Origin of the sequence: Bacillus sp. FJAT-27445, from assembly GCF_001510665.1 — a bacterium.
Taxonomy (GTDB): domain Bacteria; phylum Bacillota; class Bacilli; order Bacillales; family Cytobacillaceae; genus Bacillus_D.
On record NZ_LMTI01000008.1, the window covers coordinates 114,365 to 138,388 of the forward strand.

Annotated in this window: 26 protein-coding genes, 1 riboswitch and 1 other annotated feature; of the genes, 11 read left to right on the forward strand and 15 right to left on the reverse strand. The window is 38.9% G+C overall.

What is annotated here, in order from left to right; all coding sequences use genetic code 11:
* Positions 1–161: 161 nt before the first annotated feature.
* Positions 162–1,187 (reverse strand): FRG domain-containing protein, encoded by a 1,026-nt coding sequence (locus tag AR337_RS21290; RefSeq protein WP_059174060.1) that lies wholly within the window; start codon positions 1,185–1,187, stop codon positions 162–164.
* A gap of 147 nt (positions 1,188–1,334) precedes the next feature.
* Here AR337_RS21290 and AR337_RS22945 point away from each other — a divergent pair, with 147 nt between their 5' ends.
* Positions 1,335–1,499 carry a YjzC family protein gene (locus tag AR337_RS22945; protein ID WP_082687113.1) on the forward strand — a complete coding sequence of 55 codons (165 nt, stop codon included), beginning with the start codon at positions 1,335–1,337 and terminating at the stop codon, positions 1,497–1,499.
* 136 nt (positions 1,500–1,635) lie between these two features.
* Here AR337_RS22945 and AR337_RS21295 read toward each other — a convergent pair whose 3' ends face one another.
* Both AR337_RS21295 and AR337_RS21300 read right to left on the reverse strand, forming a co-directional pair.
* Positions 1,636–3,447 (reverse strand): AIPR family protein, encoded by a 1,812-nt coding sequence (locus AR337_RS21295; protein ID WP_059174061.1) that lies wholly within the window; start codon positions 3,445–3,447, stop codon positions 1,636–1,638.
* Positions 3,448–3,647: 200 nt separating this feature from the next.
* Positions 3,648–4,871 carry a serine hydrolase gene (locus AR337_RS21300; RefSeq protein WP_059174062.1) on the reverse strand — a complete coding sequence of 408 codons (1,224 nt, stop codon included), beginning with the start codon at positions 4,869–4,871 and terminating at the stop codon, positions 3,648–3,650.
* A 383-nt stretch (positions 4,872–5,254) separates the two neighbouring features.
* Here AR337_RS21300 and AR337_RS21305 point away from each other — a divergent pair, with 383 nt between their 5' ends.
* A complete protein-coding gene (locus AR337_RS21305) occupies positions 5,255–5,761 on the forward strand; it encodes a sigma-70 family RNA polymerase sigma factor (RefSeq protein ID WP_059174063.1) in 507 nt (168 codons plus the stop codon).
* On the forward strand, positions 5,758–7,077 hold the full coding sequence (locus AR337_RS21310; RefSeq protein WP_059174064.1) for a DUF4179 domain-containing protein: 1,320 nt from the start codon (positions 5,758–5,760) through the stop codon (positions 7,075–7,077). Before AR337_RS21305 ends, AR337_RS21310 begins: the two co-directional genes overlap by 4 nt.
* A gap of 167 nt (positions 7,078–7,244) precedes the next feature.
* On the opposite strand, the gene AR337_RS21315 is transcribed toward AR337_RS21310, so the two are convergent.
* Positions 7,245–8,480, reverse strand: a complete 1,236-nt coding sequence (locus AR337_RS21315; RefSeq protein ID WP_059174065.1) for an alanine--glyoxylate aminotransferase family protein — start codon at positions 8,478–8,480, stop codon at positions 7,245–7,247.
* 917 nt (positions 8,481–9,397) lie between these two features.
* On the opposite strand from AR337_RS21315, the gene AR337_RS23395 reads away from it, so the two are divergent.
* Positions 9,398–10,663, forward strand: a complete 1,266-nt coding sequence (locus AR337_RS23395) for a transglutaminase domain-containing protein (RefSeq protein ID WP_059174067.1) — start codon at positions 9,398–9,400, stop codon at positions 10,661–10,663.
* A 151-nt stretch (positions 10,664–10,814) separates the two neighbouring features.
* Here AR337_RS23395 and AR337_RS21330 read toward each other — a convergent pair whose 3' ends face one another.
* The 5 genes from AR337_RS21330 to AR337_RS21355 form a co-directional block, all read right to left on the reverse strand.
* Positions 10,815–11,522, reverse strand: a complete 708-nt coding sequence (locus tag AR337_RS21330; RefSeq protein WP_059174068.1) for a DNA alkylation repair protein — start codon at positions 11,520–11,522, stop codon at positions 10,815–10,817.
* Positions 11,523–11,976: 454 nt separating this feature from the next.
* Positions 11,977–12,327, reverse strand: a complete 351-nt coding sequence (locus AR337_RS24130) for a DUF952 domain-containing protein (protein ID WP_059174069.1) — start codon at positions 12,325–12,327, stop codon at positions 11,977–11,979.
* Positions 12,328–12,697: 370 nt separating this feature from the next.
* Complete coding sequence (locus tag AR337_RS21345; RefSeq protein ID WP_059174071.1) at positions 12,698–13,078, reverse strand: VOC family protein; 381 nt, start codon at positions 13,076–13,078, stop codon at positions 12,698–12,700.
* Between the two features lie 76 nt (positions 13,079–13,154).
* Positions 13,155–13,742: a YdeI family protein gene (locus AR337_RS21350; RefSeq protein WP_059174072.1), complete on the reverse strand. Its 588-nt coding sequence runs from the start codon at positions 13,740–13,742 to the stop codon at positions 13,155–13,157.
* Positions 13,743–13,815: 73 nt separating this feature from the next.
* On the reverse strand, positions 13,816–14,082 hold the full coding sequence (locus AR337_RS21355; protein ID WP_059174073.1) for a hypothetical protein: 267 nt from the start codon (positions 14,080–14,082) through the stop codon (positions 13,816–13,818).
* A 202-nt stretch (positions 14,083–14,284) separates the two neighbouring features.
* Positions 14,285–14,506 (forward strand) — a binding site (T-box leader).
* A 42-nt stretch (positions 14,507–14,548) separates the two neighbouring features.
* Here AR337_RS21355 and argS point away from each other — a divergent pair.
* Positions 14,549–16,234 carry an arginine--tRNA ligase gene (argS, locus tag AR337_RS21360; protein ID WP_172797585.1) on the forward strand — a complete coding sequence of 562 codons (1,686 nt, stop codon included), beginning with the start codon at positions 14,549–14,551 and terminating at the stop codon, positions 16,232–16,234.
* A gap of 42 nt (positions 16,235–16,276) precedes the next feature.
* Here the strand turns inward: argS and AR337_RS21365 are convergent, their stop codons facing one another.
* Positions 16,277–16,813: a GrpB family protein gene (locus AR337_RS21365; RefSeq protein WP_059174074.1), complete on the reverse strand. Its 537-nt coding sequence runs from the start codon at positions 16,811–16,813 to the stop codon at positions 16,277–16,279.
* Between the two features lie 381 nt (positions 16,814–17,194).
* On the opposite strand from AR337_RS21365, the gene AR337_RS21370 reads away from it, so the two are divergent.
* Together AR337_RS21370 and AR337_RS21375 are read left to right on the forward strand one after the other, a co-directional pair.
* A complete protein-coding gene (locus AR337_RS21370) occupies positions 17,195–17,992 on the forward strand; it encodes a DUF2935 domain-containing protein (RefSeq protein WP_059174075.1) in 798 nt (265 codons plus the stop codon).
* Positions 17,993–18,103: 111 nt separating this feature from the next.
* A complete protein-coding gene (locus tag AR337_RS21375; protein WP_059174076.1) occupies positions 18,104–18,664 on the forward strand; it encodes a hypothetical protein in 561 nt (186 codons plus the stop codon).
* A 52-nt stretch (positions 18,665–18,716) separates the two neighbouring features.
* On the opposite strand, the gene AR337_RS21380 is transcribed toward AR337_RS21375, so the two are convergent.
* The gene (locus tag AR337_RS21380; RefSeq protein ID WP_059174077.1) at positions 18,717–19,289 is read right to left on the reverse strand and encodes a GNAT family N-acetyltransferase; all 573 of its coding nucleotides are present in this window, start codon (positions 19,287–19,289) and stop codon (positions 18,717–18,719) included.
* A gap of 349 nt (positions 19,290–19,638) precedes the next feature.
* Here AR337_RS21380 and AR337_RS21385 point away from each other — a divergent pair, with 349 nt between their 5' ends.
* A complete protein-coding gene (locus tag AR337_RS21385; RefSeq protein WP_082687117.1) occupies positions 19,639–19,740 on the forward strand; it encodes a YjcZ family sporulation protein in 102 nt (33 codons plus the stop codon).
* Positions 19,741–19,884: 144 nt separating this feature from the next.
* Positions 19,885–20,349 (forward strand): hypothetical protein, encoded by a 465-nt coding sequence (locus AR337_RS21390; protein WP_253702051.1) that lies wholly within the window; start codon positions 19,885–19,887, stop codon positions 20,347–20,349.
* A gap of 81 nt (positions 20,350–20,430) precedes the next feature.
* On the opposite strand, the gene AR337_RS21395 is transcribed toward AR337_RS21390, so the two are convergent.
* From AR337_RS21395 to AR337_RS21410, 4 genes are all read right to left on the reverse strand, one after another.
* On the reverse strand, positions 20,431–20,832 hold the full coding sequence (locus tag AR337_RS21395; protein WP_059174078.1) for a GNAT family N-acetyltransferase: 402 nt from the start codon (positions 20,830–20,832) through the stop codon (positions 20,431–20,433).
* A gap of 359 nt (positions 20,833–21,191) precedes the next feature.
* Positions 21,192–21,557 carry a DUF4440 domain-containing protein gene (locus AR337_RS21400; protein ID WP_059174079.1) on the reverse strand — a complete coding sequence of 122 codons (366 nt, stop codon included), beginning with the start codon at positions 21,555–21,557 and terminating at the stop codon, positions 21,192–21,194.
* 116 nt (positions 21,558–21,673) lie between these two features.
* Positions 21,674–21,988, reverse strand: coding sequence for a multidrug efflux SMR transporter (locus AR337_RS21405; protein WP_059174080.1), 315 nt, complete (start codon positions 21,986–21,988; stop codon positions 21,674–21,676).
* On the reverse strand, positions 21,988–22,329 hold the full coding sequence (locus tag AR337_RS21410; RefSeq protein WP_059174098.1) for a multidrug efflux SMR transporter: 342 nt from the start codon (positions 22,327–22,329) through the stop codon (positions 21,988–21,990). The genes AR337_RS21405 and AR337_RS21410 overlap by 1 nt, the downstream gene beginning before the upstream one ends.
* Before the next feature lie 69 nt (positions 22,330–22,398).
* Positions 22,399–22,497, reverse strand: a riboswitch (guanidine-I (ykkC/yxkD leader).
* A gap of 187 nt (positions 22,498–22,684) precedes the next feature.
* On the opposite strand from AR337_RS21410, the gene AR337_RS21415 reads away from it, so the two are divergent.
* Together AR337_RS21415 and AR337_RS21420 are read left to right on the forward strand one after the other, a co-directional pair.
* Positions 22,685–23,503 carry a VOC family protein gene (locus tag AR337_RS21415; protein WP_059174081.1) on the forward strand — a complete coding sequence of 273 codons (819 nt, stop codon included), beginning with the start codon at positions 22,685–22,687 and terminating at the stop codon, positions 23,501–23,503.
* A gap of 28 nt (positions 23,504–23,531) precedes the next feature.
* A complete protein-coding gene (locus tag AR337_RS21420) occupies positions 23,532–24,005 on the forward strand; it encodes a MerR family transcriptional regulator (RefSeq protein ID WP_082687121.1) in 474 nt (157 codons plus the stop codon).
* Positions 24,006–24,024: the final 19 nt, after the last annotated feature.

Sequence of the window (24,024 nt, forward strand, 5' to 3'; positions counted from 1 at the left end):
TTAAAAGTTTCATTTCCCCAAAACAAATCCCTAGTAGATATAAAAAGCAGTGGATTTCCTAATTGAAACACACTGCTTTAGAAGATGAACAAGTGGCATGGATCCACTTTCATATTGTTAAAAAACCTCATTTACCTATGGTACGAATCCCCGTAATATATTTAAATACGGTTCAACTTTTTATAATAAGCCATATTATCTTTCAACATTTGAGAAATTCCCTCAAATCCTGTAAACAACCTATCTGCTCCATAGCCTATCTTAAGCAAATAATCATAAATTCTATATGACATAGATATAGGTATGTAAAACTTATAAATTAAAGGCTCTTGTTCTTTAACACCTACCCCTCCCCAAGAAATAGCATTTTTATCGACATGTTCTTGAATAAGTGCATCTAAAGACTGATTATTTACGAGAGGAAACAATAATTCTTGAGGTTGTCTTCCATGAACTTGATTAAGTTGAATTAAATCTTGAATATAACAAGTTTTATATTCCCATGCACTCAATATACCTTTTTGAAAGTTCAGATTTGGATTTTTATAGTGTTCAGGGACTATTAGCCTTAATGGAATTCTATTAGTAGTTTTTTTCAAAAATTCAATTGTAAAATAATCTAGAGCATATAAAACCATATATTTTGAATCATCATTGGAATGAATTGCACCAGAACAAGCAAAATATAATGAAGTATATAAATCTTTACTCCAATCAATTAATCTTGTAGGCAAGCCATAATGTTGTGCTAATGCCGCTAATTCTAAAAATTGATTAGGTAACCATATGTCACCTATTTCAAATCTTAAAATATCAATAGACAAGAACATTTCCAAACTATGACTTCTAAAAAATGATATATCAGGTAAATTTAAACCTTTATAATTAGCTGCTTTATAAAAATTCATAAGTATATTCAACTCTGCTGTCTGATAAAAAGATTCAAAATTATATTGTGGATGTGTCATATCCATTCCACCTAATTGAGCAAAACCATATAATTTTTCAACACTATTTTTATCTTCTCTCAAAGATGTGGGTAATAGTTTATGGAATTTTTCTGTTCGTTCCCCCCTAAAAATAAATCTTTCAAACAAAAATGAATACTTTCCTACTGGAGAGAAATCTTGAAAAAACAAATTACTATCTTCTATCCACACTTCTTTTAGAACTTTTTTAGTTACCAATTTATCACCCTCCATAAAAACCCCAAATGCGAAAAATACTTGCTCATTAAGCAATTCTCCCTAGTATTAGGTTAACTAACTAAACTTAAAATACACTACTAATTATAACAAAAATGGTATTATAAGTTATAAAGGAGGCGATAATCAATGAGTGATTTAAAAAAGCCTGGTATGGATAATCAACCATCCGGAAAGTATAAAGAAGTTGGTCCAAGAGGCGGGGAAGTCCATAAACCACGTATAGTTAAAATTGATAAAGGTGATCGTCTTCCACCCACACAAGAAAAAGGGCGGAAATGGAAAAAACAATGAAGATTATAAATAAAAAAACCACCTATAACATTGTCAAACCAACGTTTTGGGTGATTCTTTTTATTAACCTCATCTACTTATGATACGGTTCACCATATTGTACCTATTATGAGGTTGCAAAAACCTATTGTATGATCTATTTTATCAGTGTACGGTTTCTTAACATATCGATTAATCCAGTTGTGGTTTCTTTTCTTTCAAAAAACTTCCTATCCCCACTAATGTCCAAAATACCTTCATTTACAATAAACTCTTTTATTAAACTTAAAGCACTTTCTATTAATTCCAACGATTTAATATCATCTAACATAACCGTTTCGATATTTTCAGATACTCTTTCCGCATTTTTATCAATAATTGTTGATGGATTATTATAATCTGTCATTAGATACTTTATTACCATCATTATGTGCCATCGTGCTCTTCGATGTTTTTTTCCCTCCTCATTATTTCTAATAAAGGCTTCTACTCTATACCATGTAAGGCCACTGACATAATAAGGATTTAAAAAACTATTTTCTGTAAATAACTTTCCCCTTGTTTTTTGTTCTACTTTCCCATACTGGCCTGAAACTTCATGTGGTAAGTCCAAAAACATTGCAGAAGTCGCTTTAATTTGAAATGGAATATTAATAATTTTTGTCTTTTGAATATTTTCATTTCTGTATTGTTCAGTTCTTCTCTCGTAATATAAATGGAATCTATTTTGATTTCTCTTTGCTTTGTAATATTCCTCTAATGATTTCTGCTCATCTCTTAACGCTAATAATTGTTCCGGTTTTAAAGCGGTTTGACTATTTGTTGCCTTTATTATTGCATTTTTAGTATCCTCGTCTTCCGTTCCAATTAAGCGAATTGGTATGTAGATATTTTTCTCCTTTATATCTTTTAAAGATTCAAATATTACATTACTAGTTTGACACCCATTTACAATTTGATAATTTACTAGACTTGCTTCAGTTGAAATAATATGTACTTCATCCGCAATTATTGTTATTCCATTATTTAAAAGACCAAAGAAATGTGCATTGGTTCCTGTTAAACCTTTTTTCATATCTAGATTTACATCAAATTTCTCGTTTGCACCTAAATAATCACGTATATTATCTTCAAATATACCTTTTCTAAGTATTCTTTCTCCATCAATTTCTTCCGATAAAATATCTAATAAATCCTCTAATTTAATTAATCCAAAATAAGCAGATTTAATAATTCCTGTACTATCCTTTGGATAAGGAACCGGTTGTTTATCTAAATTAAATTTTATTTCTGATTGATTATTTTCTTTTTGATGTAATTCCCTTATTTCTTTTAAACCTATGAAGCTTAATCCTATATTGTCTTCATCAAATAAAGATTTTTGCCTTAATACTTCTAATCCAGTTATTATCTCTGACTTCAAATGAGGATCAATATCCTCGTCTTTTATAGAGATTTTTTTTGATGCTAAAGCGGTATAATACATTTTAAGTGAAGGGTCATTTTTGAATTTTGTACTTAAATCATAAATATATTTCGCAGTTTCCCAAGAGTTTTTTAGTTCAACAATCTCACAAAATTCGAAGTTAAAAAACCTATTCACTCCCTGTAAAAAATCCCTAACTTCACTCCTGTCAAATTTTTCAGAAGTCTTCGTTTGAGTAAATAAAAATTTCACTTCAATTTTTTTGGTTGAACTACAAATATAATCCACATCCTCAACACTTTCGACTAATTTATCATTAATAAAAATGGCAACTCCATCGATCCCAAATGCTGTTCCTGTTTCCATATCCTCATAACTTGCATTAGGATCATTACTGTATGTACTTAAAATTAAATCATTTATAAACATTTCAAAAATATTATGTTCATTCTTTGCTTTATTTTTTGAAATTTCATATTTATCAACAAAACCTTTAACATATCCCGAAATCATAGGATGTTTAATTGTAGTAATTACTGCCATTTATTTACCCCCAATTATTTTCAACTTTATAAATATATTCCTTTTATATTATAGTATATTTTCACCAAGGTAAAAACCTCATTTACTTATGGTACGGTTCACCGTAACGCATTATAAATCGGTACTTTACATTTATCTATTAAGATTTGATTCCTTTCTTAATCGTTTTTACGAAAGGCGATCCATCTCGACCTTCAATTTCAATGTTCTGCATCCGATTTATTTTCACCTATTTTAAAAGCTACTTCTTTAAAAACATCCTCCCATCTATCTACATTTCCATACGATTTACCCGTTCGTAAAATGACAATGTTGTTTTCCGGAGACATGTATAGATACTGACCATACTTTCCCATCGCAAAATAGTCAAAACCGCCATTATTATTCGGCGTACTATACCACATGTATTTGTATCCTATATTTCTATTTTCTAAGAATGAGCCTTTATATTCATCACTGTTTCGAGGGAATTCGCTAAGTGTAGACCGTTTTATCCATTTTTCATTTACTATATGCTGGCCATTCCACGATCCGCCATTCAGTAACATGCTGCCTATCTTTACGAAATCAATCGCTTTAAAATTAATACCGCTCTCCATTTTTTCAAAGCCTGTTTTTTTACTATCAAGACTCCATGAGGCATCGTTTTCAGCTCCGATTTTATCCCAAACCTCTTGTTCGAAATATTCAGCTACATGTTTTCCCGTACTTCGCTCCAGAATAATGCCAAGTAATAGAGGATGATAATTGTTATAATGAAATCTGCCCTGGTATTTTTCCGTCAGATTATCATGGGTCAACGTTAAATTCCGTAAATCAGGCATATAATACGTTTTCGCATCGTCGCCAAACCAAATACTCCCTTCCTCGTAGCTGATGTTTGACCGCATCAGAAGCAAATCTTCAATTGTAATACTCTCCATATTCGTTCCTTTAAACTCACTAATAAAATCGGCAATAGACTGCTTTTCACTTTTTATATAACCATCTTCAATCGCCATTCCAATTAACAAAGAATCGATTGACTTAGCCATAGAGAATGATGTGTTAACGGAATACTTGTCATATCCGTTTAAATATTCTTCTATTACTACCTTGTAATCATGGACAATGATAAAAGACGTAGTATTTGTTTCGTTTAGAAAAATATTCAGTGATTTTTTTCTGCCTATTCCTTTATACGTATAGTTAATTGACATGTCTTTTAGTGATTCATTCAGGTTGTATTTGTAATAATAGGGGTGAGAGCTTTTCTGAATAATCCGCTCAGGGAATATTTTGTAATCCATTACATCCGAATTTCCATTTAGGATCGTCCTAAAAACATATTGAGGGGAAAATAGTAATGAGGAAACGAATACAAGAAGTACTGAGCCTATCAAGGAAATTGTTAAGAAAATAAGTAATAGCTTGGTAGTTTTCATCTTCATTTTACCTCCATAATAATGTGGCTGGAAAGTTGTTATCTAATCAATTTTACTTTTACAAAAAGAAAAAAATGTTAATCCCCATCTCAATTAGTAAAAAGGACAATAACCTCAAATCGGAGAATATTCCCCTGATATGTACGAAATTTATTTAACTTTATAAAATAAATTCACTATTAGCTTAGAATATAAAATAAAAAACCTCACTTATGATACGGTTCATGTAACTATTATTAATGGATGCTTATTACTCAAGTAAAAACTTGCTAGTATATTTATATAGATTACGTTGTTTACCCAAAAAGATTATTGAAATTTTTTGAAAACAGAGTGAACGAACTATTCGATTGGTGCATCTAATTAGTAAAGGAGGCATGGAGATGGATGAAATCGAACTTGCCAAACAAGCGATTAATGGAAATGAAGCTGCTCAACTTCAGCTTTTAAATCTATATAAAGAGCCTATGTATCGAATTGCTTATAGCTACATGCGAAATGAACATGATGCAAATGATGCTCTGCAAGAAATGACGTATCAATGCTTGAAAAACATTCATAAAGTTCAGACGCCCATGTATTTAAAAACTTGGCTCGTGCGCATTGTTATTAATACATGTTTAATGATGAAGCGACAGAGAAAGCGAGATGTCGTAACCAATGACTTTCTGGAGCAGCCTCAGCAAATGGCAGAGCTATTTGAACTAAATGATGTCATTTCAAAACTGCCTATTGAACAGCAAGAGCTAGTCCATTTGAAGTACTTTAAAGATTTAAAGAATAGTGAAATCGCAACGCTACTAAATGTTCCTGAGGGGACTGTTAAATCAAGAATACATAACACATTAAAGAAGCTTCGTCATTTATTTGGAGAGGGGGGCGTTTCATGAGTCAGTTTGATAAACAGCAAGAACAAAGATATATAGAATTACTTGGATCAGTGCCAACGGAAACGTTACATTCAGAAGCACAGCTTATTGCATTCAAACGATTTAAAAAACAAAAAACTAACCATAAGCGGCTTGTCCAATCCACCATCGCCGTTGCCATTCTTATGATTGCCTTAATCGGTTCTATTCGAGTGTCCCCTACCCTTGCCCACGCAGTAGCACAAATTCCGGGCTTAAAGCCAATTGTAGAAATGATTGCTTTAGATAAAGGAATTGAAGACATTGTAAACAACGAATATTTTGAGGAAATGAATGCGAGCCAAACAATTAATGGAAAAACCCTTAAGATTACAGGTGTTGTGGCGGATGAATCAGGAATGATCATCTCGTATAAACTGCATTCGGATGAGGATTTAGCAATATTCATGGGCGTTAATGCGGAAGTGAAACAGAATGATAAACTAGTAAATGCGGGGATTGGCAGTAGCTGGACGGCTCAGTCTGAAGGGACATATGAAGTTGAAGATACAATTAATGTTACCGCAAGCCAAGGTATGGACTATTCATCCCGCGATTTCGAGCTTATACTAACGCTACGTGACCGGCCAGAAATAGTTTTTGAAATTCCATTCACACTGAAAAAAGAAGTTAAACCATCCAAACGATATACTGTTAACAAACATTTACTAGTCGATGGGCAACGTTTTACGGTCCATGAGCTTATTATTTCCCCGATTAGGTCCGAACTAAAAATGTCTATTGACCCATCAAATACAAAGAAAATATTAAGCTTTGAGGATATTCGCATATATGATGAAAATCAAGAAGAATGGGGCAAAATTCGAAACGGCGTCGTTGGATTTGGTGACTATAAAGATGAGCAATTTAGCATCATGTTAGAAAGCAATTATTTTCGAATTCCAAAAACGATTACAATTGAAATGCGAGAAATTGAAGCGATTGATAAAGCCGATGAATTTATTGTAATTGATTTTGAAAAGAAAAAAGTGATTAGTCAGCCAGAAAATATTAACATCGAGCTTGATATAAAAGATAACTATGAAATTGAATACAAAGTACCTTCTTTTAAAAAGAATGAACATAAAGGAGTATTCAGTCATTTCATTGATACTGGTGGAGAAATTTATCGATCTTATAGCGTTTGGATTTCGAATCAAGAGAACTATATGTTAATTGGACAGCATTTTGATATGGAAAATGTAGAAAAGCTTCCGACTAATCCAGTAAAGCTTGAAGTAGCACGCTATGAGCAATATCTAAACGGAATCGGACGCATCCATGTGAAACTTAAATAAATTGGATAACTTTTGTAACTATTTTAAGCTAGGATAGGGTTTTGCGTGTTTGGCAGCGGTAAATTCATCGATATTAAGAGTAGGCTTTGTGTGGCTTAAATTCCTATGTTAAAGAAAACACGTCGTGCGACTCCCATAAGATTCGCACGACGTGTTATTTGTTTTATTTAATTCCGCTTTTTGTATTCATCATATACGTTTAATGCCGCTTGTAAACTTTCGCCTCTATTGACATTAAAGCCTTTCCGGATAAGCGTTCCTTCTAATGCTGCAAGAACATGGAGTATATTTTTCTTGCGAGAACTATAGCCCATCGTTCCGATCCTCCAAATCTTGCCATGAAGTGGTCCAAAAGAACTTGCAATTTCAACTTCAAAATCCTCCAACATCATGGATCGAATCTCATCGCCGTTAATTCCTTCAGGGATTTCAATTGCAGTAACAACAGGAAGCTTGTGCTTTTCATCACCGAATATCTTTAAGCCCATCGCTTTAATTCCTGCAACTAATGCTTTTTCGTTTAACTTATGTCGGGCAAATCGGTTTTCAAGTCCTTCTTCCAGGATAATACGAAGCCCTTCTCTTAATGCATATTGCATACTTGTCGCTTCCGTATGATGATTAAGGCGGATAGGGCTCCAATAATCCATAAGCTGTGCTATATCAAAATAATTACTAATAATTCGATTGCTAGAAGTCTCGCTCTCAGATGTTTTTAAGCCCAGTTCGATACTTTTTCTTCTATTTATAACTTCTTCTACCCGCTTGTTAAAGGTAATTGGCGCTAACCCGGATGGAACAGATAAACATTTTTGCGTACCGCCAATAACTGCATCAAGCTTGAGTTCATCCACCTTGAGGTCGACTCCGCCCAAAGATGCTACAGCATCGACAACTAACAGAACATCTGCATTTCGGCAAGCTTCTCCGATTTCCTTTAACGGCTGCATGCAGCTAGTGGATGTTTCTGCATGAACGATAGCAACAATTTTCGGAGACACCTCATGAATCTTATTGATAACTACTTCAGGGTCAAAAACCTCTCCCCAAGGAGCCTCCATTGTTGTAACGTCTGCTCCATACCGTTGGCAAATTTCAGTCAAAAGATAACCAAATCGGCCAAAAATCGGAACCAAAACCTTATCTCCAGGTTCAATAATACTGCACAGAACAGCCTCGATACCTGCTCGGGAAGTTCCATCAACCGGGAATGCCCAGCGATTCTCTGTTTGAAATACAGCTCGGAGCATTTCCATTGTTTCATTCATGATATTCGTAAATGCAGGATCAAATTGTCCTAAAATCGGGGTAGCCATCGCCCTCAATACTCTTGGATCGACTTCAACCGGCCCAGGTGTCATAATTGTTCTAAGTGGGACATTTAAATCTCTGTACTTGGTCATATATCTTAGCTCCTATCATGAATATATTTAAAATTAAATGAATTATTATGAAAACGATTCCGATTAAACATTACTATTTTAAAAAAATAATAATTAGATTTTAACAGGATAAAGCGATGGAATCAACGAAAAAGTTCAATAATCGCTTAATAAACCTTTTTCAATTCCACTAAGGCTTTATACACAAATTATTAATACTTAAAGACATTTCGCTGTGTCATTTTCGTAATCACTAAATGAGATTCATGTTTTCCTCAACAGGCAATGGACAATCAGAAATATAGGTATGACAATGTAACCCGATTTCCACTCGAGCACTCCTTTCCTTTACCTTAACCAATTTAGTAGTGTTTTATTGCGAGTAAATTATTTGTAAAAATGACATTGGGACTGTTCCTTTTAGGGGACAATCGACAGGCTTTGAAGTAAAAAGACCCAACTAGATATTCCCTAGTTGGGCCTTACTTATATCATTTCAAGAAATACACGATGTATTCTGATATGGCTCCTGAAAATTCAAGACTCTGTATCGGATTTATTTTACCTACTTTAAAAGATACTTCTTTAAAAATGTCCTCCCATCTATCTACATTTCCAATCGATTTACCCGTTCGTAAAATGTCAATGTTGTTTTCCTGAGACATATATTGGTATTGTCCATACTTTCCCATCGCAAAAAGTCTAAACCGCCATTATATTCGGTGTACTTTACCACATGTATTTGTATCCTATATTCCTATACTAAAAATGAGCCTTTATATTCATCACTATTTCGAGGGAAATCCATTTTTTACGCCTCAGAACCCTGCTTTCAGTTATTTTTCTAAAGTGTCAAAACCTTTTCACAATTCGGCACAATTTTCCATGTTATCCTTTTATCAGGTATCGTGTTTAAACCGATACGAGGGAGGACCGGCATGAAAAAGTTAACTGTCTTACTTGGTTTATTATTTTTTATCTATCTTCTCAACCCGCCAGCCGCAGATGCTTACGAAAACGCCGATTGCGCGAAATACTACAAGCGGGCGCAATGGATGGATGCGCCGACTGAACAAGTGGTATGGTGGAATGGGGCAATTCTGAAAGAGGGGCAGATCGGCCGGCTGACTGTTCTGAAAAACACACCGCTGTACAAAATGACCGGAAGCACGAAAACTTTCGTCCGAACTCTAAAAAAAGGAGATTTTTACCGAATCTATGCTTTTAAGCCAGGGCTGTTGAGCGTTGGCGGGGGTCTGTATGTTGAGCGGAATGAAGCCGTGAAATATGAGACGCCAAGCAAAGCGAAACTCGAAGAAAGCTATTGCAAATACAAATTCAATATTTATGATGAGCTGGAGAAGAAAAAGGCAGCAATTATTAAAGAGGCCAAACTAAAAAAGACCGACCTTGCCAAAATCTTGTATGTTCACGACACCCTAGTAACCATGATTGAGTATGATGAAGAAGGCTACGCTGAAATCATCAGGACAAATAATCTGTGGGGCCCTTATCCGGTCTACCACACCGCACTCGGGGCGCTAGTGTTTGGCAAGGCATATTGTGACGGCTATACACATGCATTTAATGATATTCTGCGAGAACTTGGCATCACCGCCTATCAAGTTACAAGCAGACCGATGGCTCACTCTTGGACTATGGTCAAGCTAAACGGCCAGTTCTACCACATCGACCTGACTTGGGCTGATATCGGTAATGAGGCGAGTTATTACAACCTTCTTAAATCTGACGAGGCAATTAAGGCAGCCGGGCATTATGGCTGGGACGGCCCCTTTACGGACGATGATAAACAAATTAAGGCCACCAGCACGATTTTTGATAAACTTGGCCAAAACATGACCTACGACGACACTCAAATGTACGTCTTTACACCTACGAACAGCGAGGAGCGCAACAATTATGTAATCAACACGATTTCCTTCGCTCGCCTTGAAACAAAACAGCTGGCCGTACTGAACAACACAGAGCTTAGAGACATCATCTATCATAAAGGGGTCATCTACACAATCGAGCGCAAGGAAGGCTCAGACCGAATTCTAAAATATTCAACCACCATGAAACTGCTGGAGGACGTCACTCCGTCTGGTGGTCATTATTTATACAGACTGTTCCACATGAACGGAGAACTATACCATTCCTACGTCACTAACGAAGGCAAAGAAGGAATTAGGAAACTGCAATAGCTAAAATGCAAAAAGCCACCAGCCATGGTGGCTTTTTGTCTCCAATATTCCTAACATTGACCACGTAACAAACTACGGCTCCAAAATCTTATGCTTCACAAATAAAAAAATATATATGAGCATATAAGAATTACCTCTTTTAAAAATGGCTTTAACACCTTACATACTTCCGTTTAAAACCTATCCTTCCTTTATCGACATCCTTTTGAATACGTTCGCAAGCATTTAGGAAGCTGCTTTTTTTCTTTTCCCGCTTGACTTCTACTATACCTAATTCCTTTGCGGTTTCGACTGCCTTTTCATGAAGCGGCAAATACGAAAGCCCAACAGTGTATAAAAAGTTATTCATAGCAATTTTCGTTCGTTCCGGCGCATCGTGAATTGTATTTTTTACACTATCCAGCATGTTGGAAATCTTGCTTTCGGAAAACTCAACGTCCGGCCGATTCCCTAAGAGCCAACAGTAGCAGCTCCAACCCGCCGACATTCTCAGATCCTCACCGCTTGAGATCCATTTATCCGAAACGTCCTGTGCAATGTCCGACTCCGATAAAGTTACAGCCACTACAAAATCGGACAACATGTAAAAATAAGCCGCATCCATCCAGCGATCATAATCCGACTCAGTCATGGCTTTTGGGTCTGCAATAATGCCGGCAAAATACATTGCATCGTAATTCCCTGTTGCATATAGCTCTTCAGCCAGTTGCTGATTTATTTTTATTTTCTTTGAGATTGGTTTCATAGCGCCTGTAGCCACGCCGAAAAGCGGCTCGTGCGCGCCATTGGATATGTATATTTTTTTCATTCGTTCTTTGCCAAGCGCTTCAAGCTCCTGCATAACCGTTTCTAAATTCAAAGTTTCGCACTTCCTTTTATTTTGATTTTCCCTTACTTTACTTCAAAAGGCTACTTTGGGCTTCATCCTAACTTTAAGTTTTCCTTTATTTTTTGTTCTTTACGCCTGTTATCCTTTACGAATACGAAGCCAAGGCAAGGGGTTTTTCAGAGACGAAGAAGGCGTTGTAATCGACGAATGGTAATAAGGTTTTTTGGGAGGAAGTTAAGAGTTTTCTCTATACCAATTATATAGGGATGAAATCGACTGTTATTTATAGTAGATTCCGATAAGCCCTGATTCTTTTTATCCAGTTTTTTAAATTTATGAAGAAATACTACTAGTTGAAAAAACCCTAAACTGAAATAGAAAATTGATACCGCGCCATTCCATAAAACTGCACTCCACTAGGGATATTCAATTATGATAATAGAAAATTTCAACTAACTACTCGTAACTAAATAAGCTCTTAAACTTACCTTAGCTGCTCCAACTCCTTATTATAAATGAATTCCCCTTGTTCATTTTTTAAAAACGGCAGCACTTCAACAACCGAATTGAGGTTTAATTCTCCATATATATGGGGGTATTCTCTGCCGCAATGATCGTGGTCCTCCCATTTTGTTATAGGTTCCACCTTCCGGGAGTCGATTAATAGGAGGACTAAGGGCTCTACTATTCTTTTAAAATTGGGGGCCACTCTCCAAAAGTTTTCAACAGAAGAACAATGGATGAACCCACAGGCTTCTATAGATTCTTGCCCATAATAGGGATTCATTTTCACTCTCTCCCACACACTCTTTTTTAAGCAGTGCAAGATGATCATACGCTTGCCTCCTGGTTCTTACCTATAAATTTTAAAGGGGAAACAAAAAGCCGCCGATTGGCAGCAATACAATACGAAAAGCTTTTAAGGAAACGGATTGGGCTCTAGTGTTTTGACATCCTTTTTCCACCACTGGGAATCCGGTCCGAAATATATGTGATAAGCCCACGTTTTGGGAAGTTCGTGATGTACCAGATCATCTTCCCCAACAATACGGAGATGGCCCCAAAAACTATTTATTCTTCCCATTGCCTCTTCTTCTTTAATATTAAATTCCTTCATCATAATAGAAACTATTTCGAAACAAAATTCTTCCCTTACATCATCTGTTTCAAAAATGAATTTACTCATCTGGATCCAAAGCAGGTCGTCATTTTTTCTCCATTACCGCAAAGTAATTCTCTTCGCCATCTGCAAAGTTAAACACCCGGCCGCTTTGCATTGTTACGATATCCCCGACTTTGATCTTTTTAGAAGAAAGGTCTTCGTACAGTTCTTCCAGATTTTCCGTGAAAAACATTAACGATGGTGTACCCAGATTCAATCCTGGAGACATTTTTTCAACGAATTCCTTGTTGTGGAGGACGATGGTTGTGCCGCCGCTGTTTTTGGGTGCGACTTCTATCCACCTGAATCCCTGGCCGTTGTCTTCTTCAGCAATCACGCTAAACCCAAGCTTTTCCGTCCAAAAATTCACCGCGTCATCCTGATTGTTTACATACAACATGACCTGGCCTAGTTTACCGATCATATGCTTTTCAGCTCCTTTTAAATATTGTCTAAGCCCTTTTGTTTATATTCAACATCTTTCTAGTAATTCCTTCACTCTAATCATTTAAACCCTTTCCGTCCAGGATTTGCTGCATGTATTTTTCCACACGCGACACTCGGGTTTTGGATTGTTTGGGCTGGGAAAAATAAAGAATGTATCCCCTTTGCCGCCCTGGTGTCAACGCCTCGAAAGCGTTTTTCAAGTCAGGAATTTCATCGAATTTATGTTGAAATTCTTCGGGAACGATGTATTCTTCCGTCTTTTTAAAATTCACTTCCAACCCGGATTTTTCCGCCTCGATCGCTTCAATTATATAGTCTTTCAGAACTGGTTCCAGCTCATTCATTTCTTGAATATTTGTAAAGCGAATCTGGCGCGCTGCCTGGACATTTTCCGTTTGCTGAATCAAAATACCGCTTGTATCCTTTAACAAGGCACCTTTTGGGAACAGAAGTGCGCAATATTCTTTGAATCCATGGATTAAAACGATGTTTTTTCCCTCGAATGTGTAACAAGGATGCATCCACTTAAAATCTTCCTCCAGTTCACAGTCAAGTGCGATTCCTCTTAACTTCTCATATTCTTCCTTCCACTTATTCGCTTTGCTTAAAAATTCATCAACCTTAAGATTCAGTCTGCTCATCAAGGGACCCCCGCTTATCAGCTTTACTAAAATAAAATTTGATTATTCCTTCGCAGTATAGCCATTATGCTCTCTAGAAAAACGCACTAATGGAGAGATAGATACATAGGGCGGCTACAGTTGTGAAGATGCAGAGAATTAAACGATTATACCGAAACTTGAATCCATAGGCAACGAAAAATATCGCCGCGGCTAGTTTGGAGAGGCTTTGAAAATATACATTCCCTGTAAAAAGCGAACTGCTAAAAAGAATTGAACTTACTAAAGTCGTAATGATCAACAGCTTAAACCAGAATGGCTCTTTTAAGAATTGCTTGAACATAAATTTAATCCGCATCATTAAGGGTTGTCTCCTTCCACTAATTTATTCCTAATAATGCTCAAGATAGTTATCAGAATTTTATGAATCATTTATATAATCTTATCAAACAAGTCTTGAGCATACGATATATTTTTTCACTACCTTCTGCTAAAAATTTTGCATCCCACCATAAACCTGTTGCATTTTCTAAATTTTTGTCTATACTATTGATAAATTAAATATATTATCGATGATGAAGAGAGTAGTTGTTTAGCTGAAATAAAGCGAGCCGGGGTTGGTGGGAGCCTGGCATGACGCGGATAATGAAGCGCACTTCGGAGATGCCTTCCTGAAAAGCAGTAGGGATGGCCGGGGATGGCCCCGTTACAAAGTTGAGTGGTTTTTTCGTTGAAAAAACAAGCAGAGTGGTACCACGGGTTTGGATGTAACTCCCGTCTCTTTTAATAGAGGCGGGAGTTTTTTATTTTTCCGGGAGGGAATCGGGATGATCAATTTTAAAGATGTTTTTGCGGATGTCATTTTTGAAGCGTTGGATGGCCAGCTGGATAAGCAGAAAATAAGCATGATGATTGAGAAGCCGAAGTTTGAGCATATGGGCGATATGGCGTTCCCTTGCTTCGAACTGGCGAAAATCTTACGCAAAGCACCCCATAGTATTGCGGCAAATTTGACGGTGAAAATCAGTTCGCCATTTTTTGAAAAGGTTGAAGCTACGAGCGGGTATGTGAACGCGTTCCTTGAAAAAAGCACCGTTTCGGCAAGTGTGATTCGGCATGTCCTTTCTGAAAAAGAAGCGTACGGGGATGCAAAACTGGGCAATGGCCAGGCGGTGACAATTGACTTGTCGTCGCCGAATATCGCAAAGCCTTTTTCAATGGGACACCTCCGCTCGACGGTTATCGGGAATGCCTTGGCGCTGATTTCGGACAAATGCGGCTACCGGGCGATCCGGATCAATCACCTCGGGGACTGGGGGACCCAATTCGGCAAGCTGATTGTCGCCTATAAGCTTTGGGGGAACGAAGAAAATGTGAAGCGGCAGCCGATTAAGGAATTGCTGAAGCTGTATGTCCGATTCCACGAGGAGGCGGAAGCTGCCCCTGGACTTGAGGACATGGCGCGGCAGTGGTTTAAGAAGCTTGAAGATGCCGACGAAGAAGCCCTTTCCCTATGGAAATGGTTTCGTGAGGAATCGCTTAAGGAGTTTTCAAAAATTTACGAGTTGCTTGGAATCCACTTTGACTCGACGAATGGCGAGGCATTTTACAATGATAAAATGGATCGAGTTGTCGAGCTGCTAGAAGAGAAGAAGCTTCTCGTTGAATCGGACGGCGCACAGGTTGTTCCACTCGAGGATCTGCCTCCATCCCTGATTAAAAAGAGGGATGGAACGACTCTTTATGCGACGCGGGACTTGGCAGCTGCCATCTATCGGCAAGACACTTACGGGTTCGGTAAATCGTTGTATGTGGTTGGGAATGAGCAGACCCTCCATTTCAAGCAGGTGTTTTCCGTTTTGGCAAAGATGGGCTTTCCATGGGCAGCGGGATTGGTTCACATTCCGTTTGGCATGATGCTGAAGGATGGAAAGAAAATGTCGACCCGGAAAGGGAAGGTCGTTTTGCTCGAGGAGGTTTTACATGAAGCCATTTCCCTGGCACTTGAAGACGTCCTGAAGAAAAATCCGGACCTTCCTGCTAAGGAAGAAGTCGCCCGCCAAGTTGGGACTGGGGCTGTGATTTTCCACGACTTGAAAAATTACCGGATGAATGACATTGAGTTCTCATTGGAAGACATGCTGCGCTTTGAAGGCGAAACTGGTCCATATGTCCAATACACCCATGCCCGCGCTTCCTCGCTTTTACGAAAAGGGAAGTTTATTGAGAGCGATGTGGAACTTCAGATTCAAGACCCTCAAGCATGGCCAGTCGTCACTACCTTGATGGCCTTCCCGGAAGTGATCAAACGCGCTTTCGAGGATTACGATCCTTCCCAAATCGCCAAATACGTCATTGAATTATCCCGCGCATTTAATAAATATTACGCCTCGGTCCGCTTCCTGGAGGAGAACAGCCAGAAACATGCACGTCTGTCGTTGGTCTATTCCGTTACAATTGTCCTGAGGGAAGGGCTGCGGCTGCTGGGGATTCAGGCGCCGGAGGAGATGTAAAGCCAGAAAAGAGCATCGAGTGTGATGCTCTTTTTGCGTTGGTTAAGACATTTTTTCTCTCAGTGAAAAGACTTTTTTAACAAAGGCTTCCTTATGGTCTGTATATTCGTTGATTCCTTTTGAGCTTTGTCTGATATAGTTTAGCTTCAGGTCCTCATATTCCTTCTTCGCATTCTCGTTCGAATTCAGATAATCCCTGAAAAAGATGAGGTTGTTCCATAGCTCGCCGTTGAAATCAACCAAATGGATGAAATGGGTTTTTACCTGATAGGTGCTGTCTGTGAATTTCGCAAAGACGATTTCGTTTGTCCTTTCCAAGCGAAGCCGATAAAAACCCGTATTCCGCAAACCATTTAGCAGCCTATCGGAAACCGATGAGAGATCGTTTATTCCGATGAGAATGTCAATGATGGGTTTCGCTTGGATTCCAATAATTGCGGTGCTTCCGATATGTTCAATTTGATGGTCCAGCAAATTTGTGTGCTGTAGAAGGTCTTCTTTTACCTTGGCACATTCCTGTTTCCACCCAGGGTTATACGGAACAACTCGTACTTCATTCGATTCAAGTCCCAGCTTCATGGCTATTCCTCCTCTTCTCTTCATGTTAACTTGAATACACGGCTATTTTCAGTCTGAAAATTCACTTTTCGTTGTGATATAATTGAACTAGGAAAAAAAGCATTCGCGTTTATGCGACAAGGTGAATCTACAATTGTCTTCATAACCGCGATGAAGACACTTTCAAATGAAAAACTCCTTCAAAACTGTCTTCATAAACTCGATGAAGACACTTTCAAACGAAAAACCCACTCAAAACTGTCTTCATAAAATAGTTAACGGGGCTCAGACAATTCTGAGCGTTTTTACTTGCATCAAAACGGATAATTCCTGAAAAATCATAAGCACCGTAAATAAGGAATACACATTTATAGGTATAGGATTTTTTAAGGGGGGACCGTAATGGCTGTTGATTTTCAAAAAACAGCAAGGGATGAACATCTGTTTTGGCTTCAAATATTAGGCGATCACTCAAGGTTTATTCATGAAGCGTTGGCGCCCGTCCAACAGAAGGAGATAGAAGAGTCTTCAAGGTTTATCCATGTATTTGATTCACTCCTCGCTCAGGCAAGAACAGCGAATCCGATGCAGCTGGCAACTACAGCCGAAGCCGAGGTGCTTAGGCTGCGGGAATTCAAACTGGAATTATTGCGTAAACATTTAGTCGGAAAAATAAAGGTCCACCTTTCACCTACCTTCTTCAACCATATGGTAAATGAACTTGAAGAATACTTAAGAATTCTGGAGCACTTGAAAGCCGGCCAAGTCCCTCCCCTGTACCATGAAACGCACCACCATCTTTTATGGCTGCTGGATGCTGCCGGCCACTCCGGCGCGATATCTTCCAATTTGGACAGTGTGGAGAAGAGGTTAAAAGAGAAAAGCGATACCTTCACGAAGCACTTTGAGCAATTCTATTTAAAAGCGGTTGAAATGGCTGGCTATTTACGGACGAATATTATGGAATTCCCGGCATTGGCAAAGTTCAATTCCGATGCGAAACTGGAAATCGTGTTATTCCAGCAATTTTTAAAGGAAATCGAGGAACTCCGGTTAAGCAAGGAAGCACTTGGAACATTTGCCCCGCTAATGGCGGACCACATGTTCCGGGAAGAATGTTACTATTTAATGAAACTCAGTGAAACGGCAAAACTTGAAAAGCCAAACTGTGATCCTGCAAAACCGCGCTTAAAAGAATGAGAGATTAAAACTTACGACTATCCGGACTGTTAATGCTGTTTTAATAAGATGGTGGCCGCAATTGCCACATGTTCACCCATCACCACGTCTACTTATTAAGAGGTGATGAGGATGAGAAGATTGTTATGTCTTGTAGCTATTTTGCTTTTTGCCGGGTCGTTTTGGATTGGCGGGCCAACTCAAGTAGCGGCTTGTTCCTGCGCTGGGCCCCAGCCCGTAGAAAGCGAATTTCAGAACAAAACTGCAGTATTTTCAGGGAAAGTGCTTAAAATTGAAGACAGGAACTTCAACCTGTTTACCCAGTCTTCAGCTGACCCGCTTACGGTTATTTTCGAAGTAAAATCGGTCTGGAAAGGCCCAAGCCAAAGCCAATTGATTGTGACTACCGCGAAAAGTTCAGCCAGCTGTGGTGCGGAATTAATTGAAGGAAATGAATATTTGGTATATGCATCCGGAAATTCGGAAGAGTTGACAACAGGTTTATGTGACCGTACAAAACTTTTGCAAAATGCCGCGGAAGACCTGAAGATTCTCGGGTCAGGGAAAGAGCCCGAGAAAATAGTGGACCAGGAGACAGGCGGTGCGGGAACATCGAAATGGATTTTGGGAAGCGGAATTGTATTATTGCTCGCCATCGTATTTTTTGCTTTTAAAAGGCTTCGTACAAAATAATCAATAAAAACCTTCGTGATGAGCGCGAAGGTTTTTTCGTTGTTTGGAGATGTTATAGATCTAAATACCAGATAAGTTGAACTTCATCTTTAACTACTGGATCTTTGTTGTAAGCATATTCGTCTATTTTTCCTAATACCGCGCCATGTTTTTGATAGAATTTACACGCTGGGACATTATTATTTTGACATTCTATTTTCATTTGGATATATCCATTTGATTTGGACCATTCAACTGCCATGTTAAACAGTTGTGTACCGATCCCCTGTTGCTTATATTGATCATCTACCCTTATATCCCATAGCACAGCAAGATCCTCCCTGCCATCAAGCATTTGGACATCCTTTGTTTTTGAAGCAACCGTCACAGCTCCAACAGGCAGTTCATTATCAAATGCCATGAAGAATGCCCAATTTGTTATGTCAAATTCATTTGTAAAATGTGTTGCTTTCTCATATGCTCCTAAATCTTTTATGTATCCTTCAACCGGAGTTTCTTTTAGCAACATCCCACCCAAACCATTTTCTATCTTTTCCAAGCTGAACATACTCTTTACATGAACAAGCATTGGAATCCTATCATATTTTTCAAAATATGATTCATCTATCTCCTTATATGTAATCATTTTTTCACCTCAACTTTAATTTAGTTCATTCATCCTGCCTCAATTTCAGCTTGCCGTTTTTCCGAAAATAGTTCTTCATGCTCGCTCATGTGAAGGTTCCAAGGACAAGGACAGTCGATTTACATTGTTTCATCAGACATACTCCTTTTTGTTTTACCTAGTTCTCCCGGAAGAGCGCAGGCCATGTGACCCTGGTCCTGTTTTTGGATGCGATGGCCCTTTGAATCATTGATCTCCATCCCAAAATTGTATAAATGGTTAATCTACCTACTTGCTTCTCCATGTTTGTCTCTATCAATCTCTATAGGTTTTACATACTGTGTAACATGACTATAAAGGCGGTGAATTTATGGGCTACCAAGGTGGCGGTGGGCATGGCATGAGCTTTGCTTTGATTGTTGTGCTTTTCATCCTTCTAATAATTATTGGTGCATCCTTCATGGGGTACTAATATTCCAATTAGTACTTTGTAGAAGCGTGGGTTCTTCACGCTTCTTTTCATTTTTTGGATCACCCCTCCTTCTCTCTGGCACGTTTCAACAAAAAAAGGGAAATTCGAAACTTTGTAGTATTTTTAATAAGAGGAGGGATTCATTTGAATGCAAGTATGGAAGAAAAATTTACTCTAGCGGAATTTCACAGGAAGCAGGCCATCCATTTATTCAATAAGGTATGGGACTATATGGAAAAGTCTAATCGGACCCCGAATGAGGAAGATCTAATGATACATATGGCCCATAGCTCAAGGTATCATTGGGGACAAGTGGGTACACCTGTGAACCACTCCAGGGGTGAATGGCAAATCTCCCGAGTTTATTGCGTGCTAGGCCGCAGTGAGCCAGCTTTATTTCATGCAAAGAGAAACCTGGAGATTGTTCTGGAAAATGGCATAAGGGACTTCGATCTCGCCTATGCCTACGAGGCTTTAGCCCGCGCATACAAAGTGGAAGGCAACGTTCCTGAATTAGAAAAATATACGCATCTAGCACTTCATTCTGCAAATCAGATCATTAAAGAAGAAGATAAAAATCTTTTGCTAAGCGACCTTAAATCTCTTTAATTATTTTTATTTTAGCACCTTCAGTTAAACTGGAGGTGCTAAGCCTATTCAGGTATGTTCTTCATCTTACCCTTCATGAATCTATCTTTTAATTCTATGCATGACGAATTGCGATTTGCTCTGCCTGAATTTGTTTTTTTCATAAAAAGGGATTAAGTGCCGATCGCAAAACAAGCTAATGACATCGATATGGGTAAGGTCGTCCAACAGCCTAGATACAAGCTGTGTTCCGATTCCGTCCCGTTGATGGGATGTTTGAACCACAACGTCTTCAATATACGCTCTGAATTTCCCATCCGTGACAGCCCGGGCAAAACCAACGAGAGTTTCTCCGTCCCAGGCACCAACGGATTGCCCATTCGCCAGCATCAAATCAATATCGTGCTCTTCCCTCTCCGGCCACCATCCGGCATCCTTATATAACCGCATCACTTCCGCTGCCTTTATCGGTCTATCCGAGTAAGTTAAAATTTGGACACTCATCTGGTTTTCCTCATTTGCTAGTTTGATAAATAAACTTCTATCAAGACTTTTTCACCTTTTACAATTTTAAAAAACGGTCTTGGGAACCCGTGTCAAGACCGTTTCATTCCTTAAAATCTTCCAAAACGGTCTTGAAAACCTGCATCAAGACCGTTTCACTCCTTAAATTCTTCCAAAACGGTCTTGAGAACCTGTGTCAAGACCGTTTCACTCCTTGAAATCTCCAAAACAGTCCTGAGAACCTGCATCAAGACCGTTTCACTTCTTAAATCTATCGAAATGGTCTTGAGGACAGGGCTTACACTTTTAAACTTCTGAAAAAACAAGAAGTGAATGAAAACTCACTTTTTAAAAGAGCTTCAGTTGGTGCTTAGGTGCTCGTGAATCATTTTCCACTCACCATTGGCATCTTTCACGAAAACGTTGGTTGCCCGGCCGCTTCCGGAAACAAAGCTTCCATTGTAGTAGCCTTCGTAGTGGTATCGGTAAATGCACGTGGAAGTGTTGGCATCTACCGCAAGCCAGTTGATGTCGGAGGCGGAATATTCTTCGTCCTTGATTAGATTCCATGAATTCTCGAAGTAGTTTTTAATTTCATCCCTCGATGTGCAGGATTTATCCGAGAACCAGTACACCGCTCCTGGATGCAGAAGTTTTTCTACCTGGCCGAAGTCGTGTGTATTTGTTGCCCGGATATATTTCTCCAATGCTTGTTTGTGGTCCATTGGCATCTCCCCCTCATGGTTTTTACTTTATAGAATAAACCGTTCCTCTTTTCTTTGAGGAATTTTTTGTTAATCCTATATAAACATATGGAGAAGCGATTTTCCACAATATTATTTTAAGAAATGAGCTTTAATCCGATAGCGGAGCCCAATACCATCGATATGCACACAATCCTCTTCCAGTCCTTTGATTCGCCGTATAGGAACATACCGATAAGAGCCCCGCCGGATGCACCAATGCCTGTCCAAATGGCATATGCTGTTCCCATCGGCAAAGTTTTCATCGCATAGGACAAAAAGAGGAAGCTGGCTCCGAACCCACCGACAAGCAGGGCAACCGATTGCCAGTTCCGTTTTTGATGAAGCCGATTGATCATCGCAACTCCAAACATCTCAAAAAGGCCTGCAAAAACCAAAGAAATCCATGCCATTACGATTCCGCCCCCTCTCTCCCGCTGTCACTTGTGACTAATTTCAATCCGACAACTCCTGCGAGTAAAACTGCTATCAAAACAATTTTTGCTGCCTTAAATGGTTCGCCAAAGAAAACTATATCCGCGAATACCGTTCCCGCAGTTCCGAGGCCGACAAAAACAGCATAAACCGTTCCTACCGGAAGCTTCCGGCTAGCCACAATCATTAAGTAAAAGCTAATAGCGATCGCCACAATGGTTCCCGCCCATTCCACGATTCCATCCGCGTGTTTCAATCCAATTACCCAAGCTACCTCGAAAATCGCAGCTATAAAAACTTTCATCCAGTTAGCATTCATGTTTCTCACCTTCCGTATGTTATTTTCCCAAAAAAACAAAAAAAAAGCCGAAAGATGACTGTAAACAGTATCTCCCAGGCTTTTATCCCTCCGTGGCACAGCATTGGCTGTGAGTTTTCTCTCGGACCAGGCTAACATGGTTGTTACGGAACCCTAGAAAACATTTTTATGCAATTAGTTTTTATTATACATATATATCAATTTTACACAAGGAAAAAATGAATGAAGTTGCGGGCATCTTTGGATTGTTTATTTTCATTCAAAATTTTAGCAAACCTCTTGACCTTAAAGTTACTTTAACCTTTACAATTGAAGTTGGAAGACGTTACCGATATACATAAAAGGGGATGGAGAGATGGTTTTTAGATGGGATGGCGGGTTTATTATGGTCTCATGGGACCGTTTTGAAGATGGCGTTAACTGGTATAGCAAACATATGAGGTGGAAGTGTCTGGACCAGGTCGTGACCCCTGTTGGAAAAAAGGCTTTTTTTAAAATGCCGCGGCTTGGGGTTGTGACGCTTAAATCCTTTGAAGCTGATTTTGAACATTTTCAATCGGAAAGTTCTTTTGAAGGCCATACAAGAGTTGGTTTCGAAGTCGTTAATCTGAAGGAAACCCTCGCTTATTTTGAGAGGGAAGGAATTAAGATCTCTGAAGTGACTGAATTGCCAACTGGGCAGCTGAGTTTTGATATTTACGGCTTTGAGAACGCCAGGATTACCGCTGTACACAATCCGGATTTGGAGGGCCAATTTCCTGAAGCTAGGATTACAGGTTTCAGTGACGTAAATGTGAGGATTGGGGTAAGGGATGTAAACCAATCGGCGGCTTGGTATCAAGAGAACCTCGGGTTGAAATTAGTAAAACAATACGATCAGGATTATGCGCACCTGCAGGTGGAGGATGCCTATGATTGGATACAGCTTTCTGAAGTTTTTTACGATAATATTTGGTTGGAAAGACTCGAGGATGCCTCTTTTGAAAAAGGCAATCCTTCTGTGAGGAACTACTTTGATATCCGGCCGGAATTATTTTATGAAACCTATAACCAGCTGAAGTCAAAGGGGCTGGAACCATCCGAAATCGCGGGTAATCCTACTGCAGGCTGGGCTGGCTTCCACTTTTTTGATTTGGACGGGAATCGCATCAATGTTTGGTCGTACGCTGTGTAAAACATAAAAGAGGTGAAAAGGTTTGGCAATGACAATACAGAAATTTTCCGAACGGACCGGCCTTTCACCGAGCACGTTACGGTTCTATGACCAAAAAAAATTACTTGAGCCTACCGGGCGGCTGGAAAATGGATACCGGGTTTACTCAGAGGAACAGGTCCAACATGCACAAATGATTCACTCCCTTCGCCTGGCAGACATCAGTATACCGGATATTCATGTATATTTGCATGCTGACGAGGAAAAAAGGCGGCAGATACTCTCTAGCTGGAGGCGTGAAGTGGATGCGAAGCTATCTTCCTTAAAAATCGCAAAGCAGTACCTTAATGGTATGAATGCGAAGGAACAGCATATGCATCTGATTAAATGGGACGAGCGGCCGACTTTCATTTGGTTTCGGCATACAGTTCCAAGAAAAATGAATCCCTTTCAGTCTGCCATGATTTCGGATATGGGCAAAATAAAAACCACCCGTAGAACGGGTGGTTTTCTCTGCGGCTGAAAGCCTTTGTTACTGACCA

Coding starts and splice junctions, on each gene's coding strand:
- AR337_RS22945 (WP_082687113.1), top strand. CDS start 1,335: ATGAGTGATTTAAAAAAGCCTGGTATGGATAATCAACCATCCGGAAAG.
- AR337_RS21295 (WP_059174061.1), bottom strand. CDS start 3,447: ATGGCAGTAATTACTACAATTAAACATCCTATGATTTCGGGATATGTT.
- AR337_RS21300 (WP_059174062.1), bottom strand. CDS start 4,871: ATGAAAACTACCAAGCTATTACTTATTTTCTTAACAATTTCCTTGATA.
- AR337_RS21305 (WP_059174063.1), top strand. CDS start 5,255: ATGGATGAAATCGAACTTGCCAAACAAGCGATTAATGGAAATGAAGCT.
- AR337_RS21310 (WP_059174064.1), top strand. CDS start 5,758: ATGAGTCAGTTTGATAAACAGCAAGAACAAAGATATATAGAATTACTT.
- AR337_RS21315 (WP_059174065.1), bottom strand. CDS start 8,480: ATGACCAAGTACAGAGATTTAAATGTCCCACTTAGAACAATTATGACA.
- AR337_RS23395 (WP_059174067.1), top strand. CDS start 9,398: ATGAAAAAGTTAACTGTCTTACTTGGTTTATTATTTTTTATCTATCTT.
- AR337_RS24130 (WP_059174069.1), bottom strand. CDS start 12,327: ATGATCATCTTGCACTGCTTAAAAAAGAGTGTGTGGGAGAGAGTGAAA.
- AR337_RS21345 (WP_059174071.1), bottom strand. CDS start 13,078: ATGATCGGTAAACTAGGCCAGGTCATGTTGTATGTAAACAATCAGGAT.
- AR337_RS21350 (WP_059174072.1), bottom strand. CDS start 13,742: ATGAGCAGACTGAATCTTAAGGTTGATGAATTTTTAAGCAAAGCGAAT.
- AR337_RS21355 (WP_059174073.1), bottom strand. CDS start 14,082: ATGATGCGGATTAAATTTATGTTCAAGCAATTCTTAAAAGAGCCATTC.
- argS (WP_172797585.1), top strand. CDS start 14,549: ATGATCAATTTTAAAGATGTTTTTGCGGATGTCATTTTTGAAGCGTTG.
- AR337_RS21365 (WP_059174074.1), bottom strand. CDS start 16,813: ATGAAGCTGGGACTTGAATCGAATGAAGTACGAGTTGTTCCGTATAAC.
- AR337_RS21370 (WP_059174075.1), top strand. CDS start 17,195: ATGGCTGTTGATTTTCAAAAAACAGCAAGGGATGAACATCTGTTTTGG.
- AR337_RS21375 (WP_059174076.1), top strand. CDS start 18,104: ATGAGAAGATTGTTATGTCTTGTAGCTATTTTGCTTTTTGCCGGGTCG.
- AR337_RS21380 (WP_059174077.1), bottom strand. CDS start 19,289: ATGATTACATATAAGGAGATAGATGAATCATATTTTGAAAAATATGAT.
- AR337_RS21385 (WP_082687117.1), top strand. CDS start 19,639: ATGGGCTACCAAGGTGGCGGTGGGCATGGCATGAGCTTTGCTTTGATT.
- AR337_RS21395 (WP_059174078.1), bottom strand. CDS start 20,832: ATGAGTGTCCAAATTTTAACTTACTCGGATAGACCGATAAAGGCAGCG.
- AR337_RS21400 (WP_059174079.1), bottom strand. CDS start 21,557: ATGGACCACAAACAAGCATTGGAGAAATATATCCGGGCAACAAATACA.
- AR337_RS21405 (WP_059174080.1), bottom strand. CDS start 21,988: ATGGCATGGATTTCTTTGGTTTTTGCAGGCCTTTTTGAGATGTTTGGA.
- AR337_RS21410 (WP_059174098.1), bottom strand. CDS start 22,329: ATGAATGCTAACTGGATGAAAGTTTTTATAGCTGCGATTTTCGAGGTA.
- AR337_RS21415 (WP_059174081.1), top strand. CDS start 22,685: ATGGTTTTTAGATGGGATGGCGGGTTTATTATGGTCTCATGGGACCGT.
- AR337_RS21420 (WP_082687121.1), top strand. CDS start 23,532: ATGACAATACAGAAATTTTCCGAACGGACCGGCCTTTCACCGAGCACG.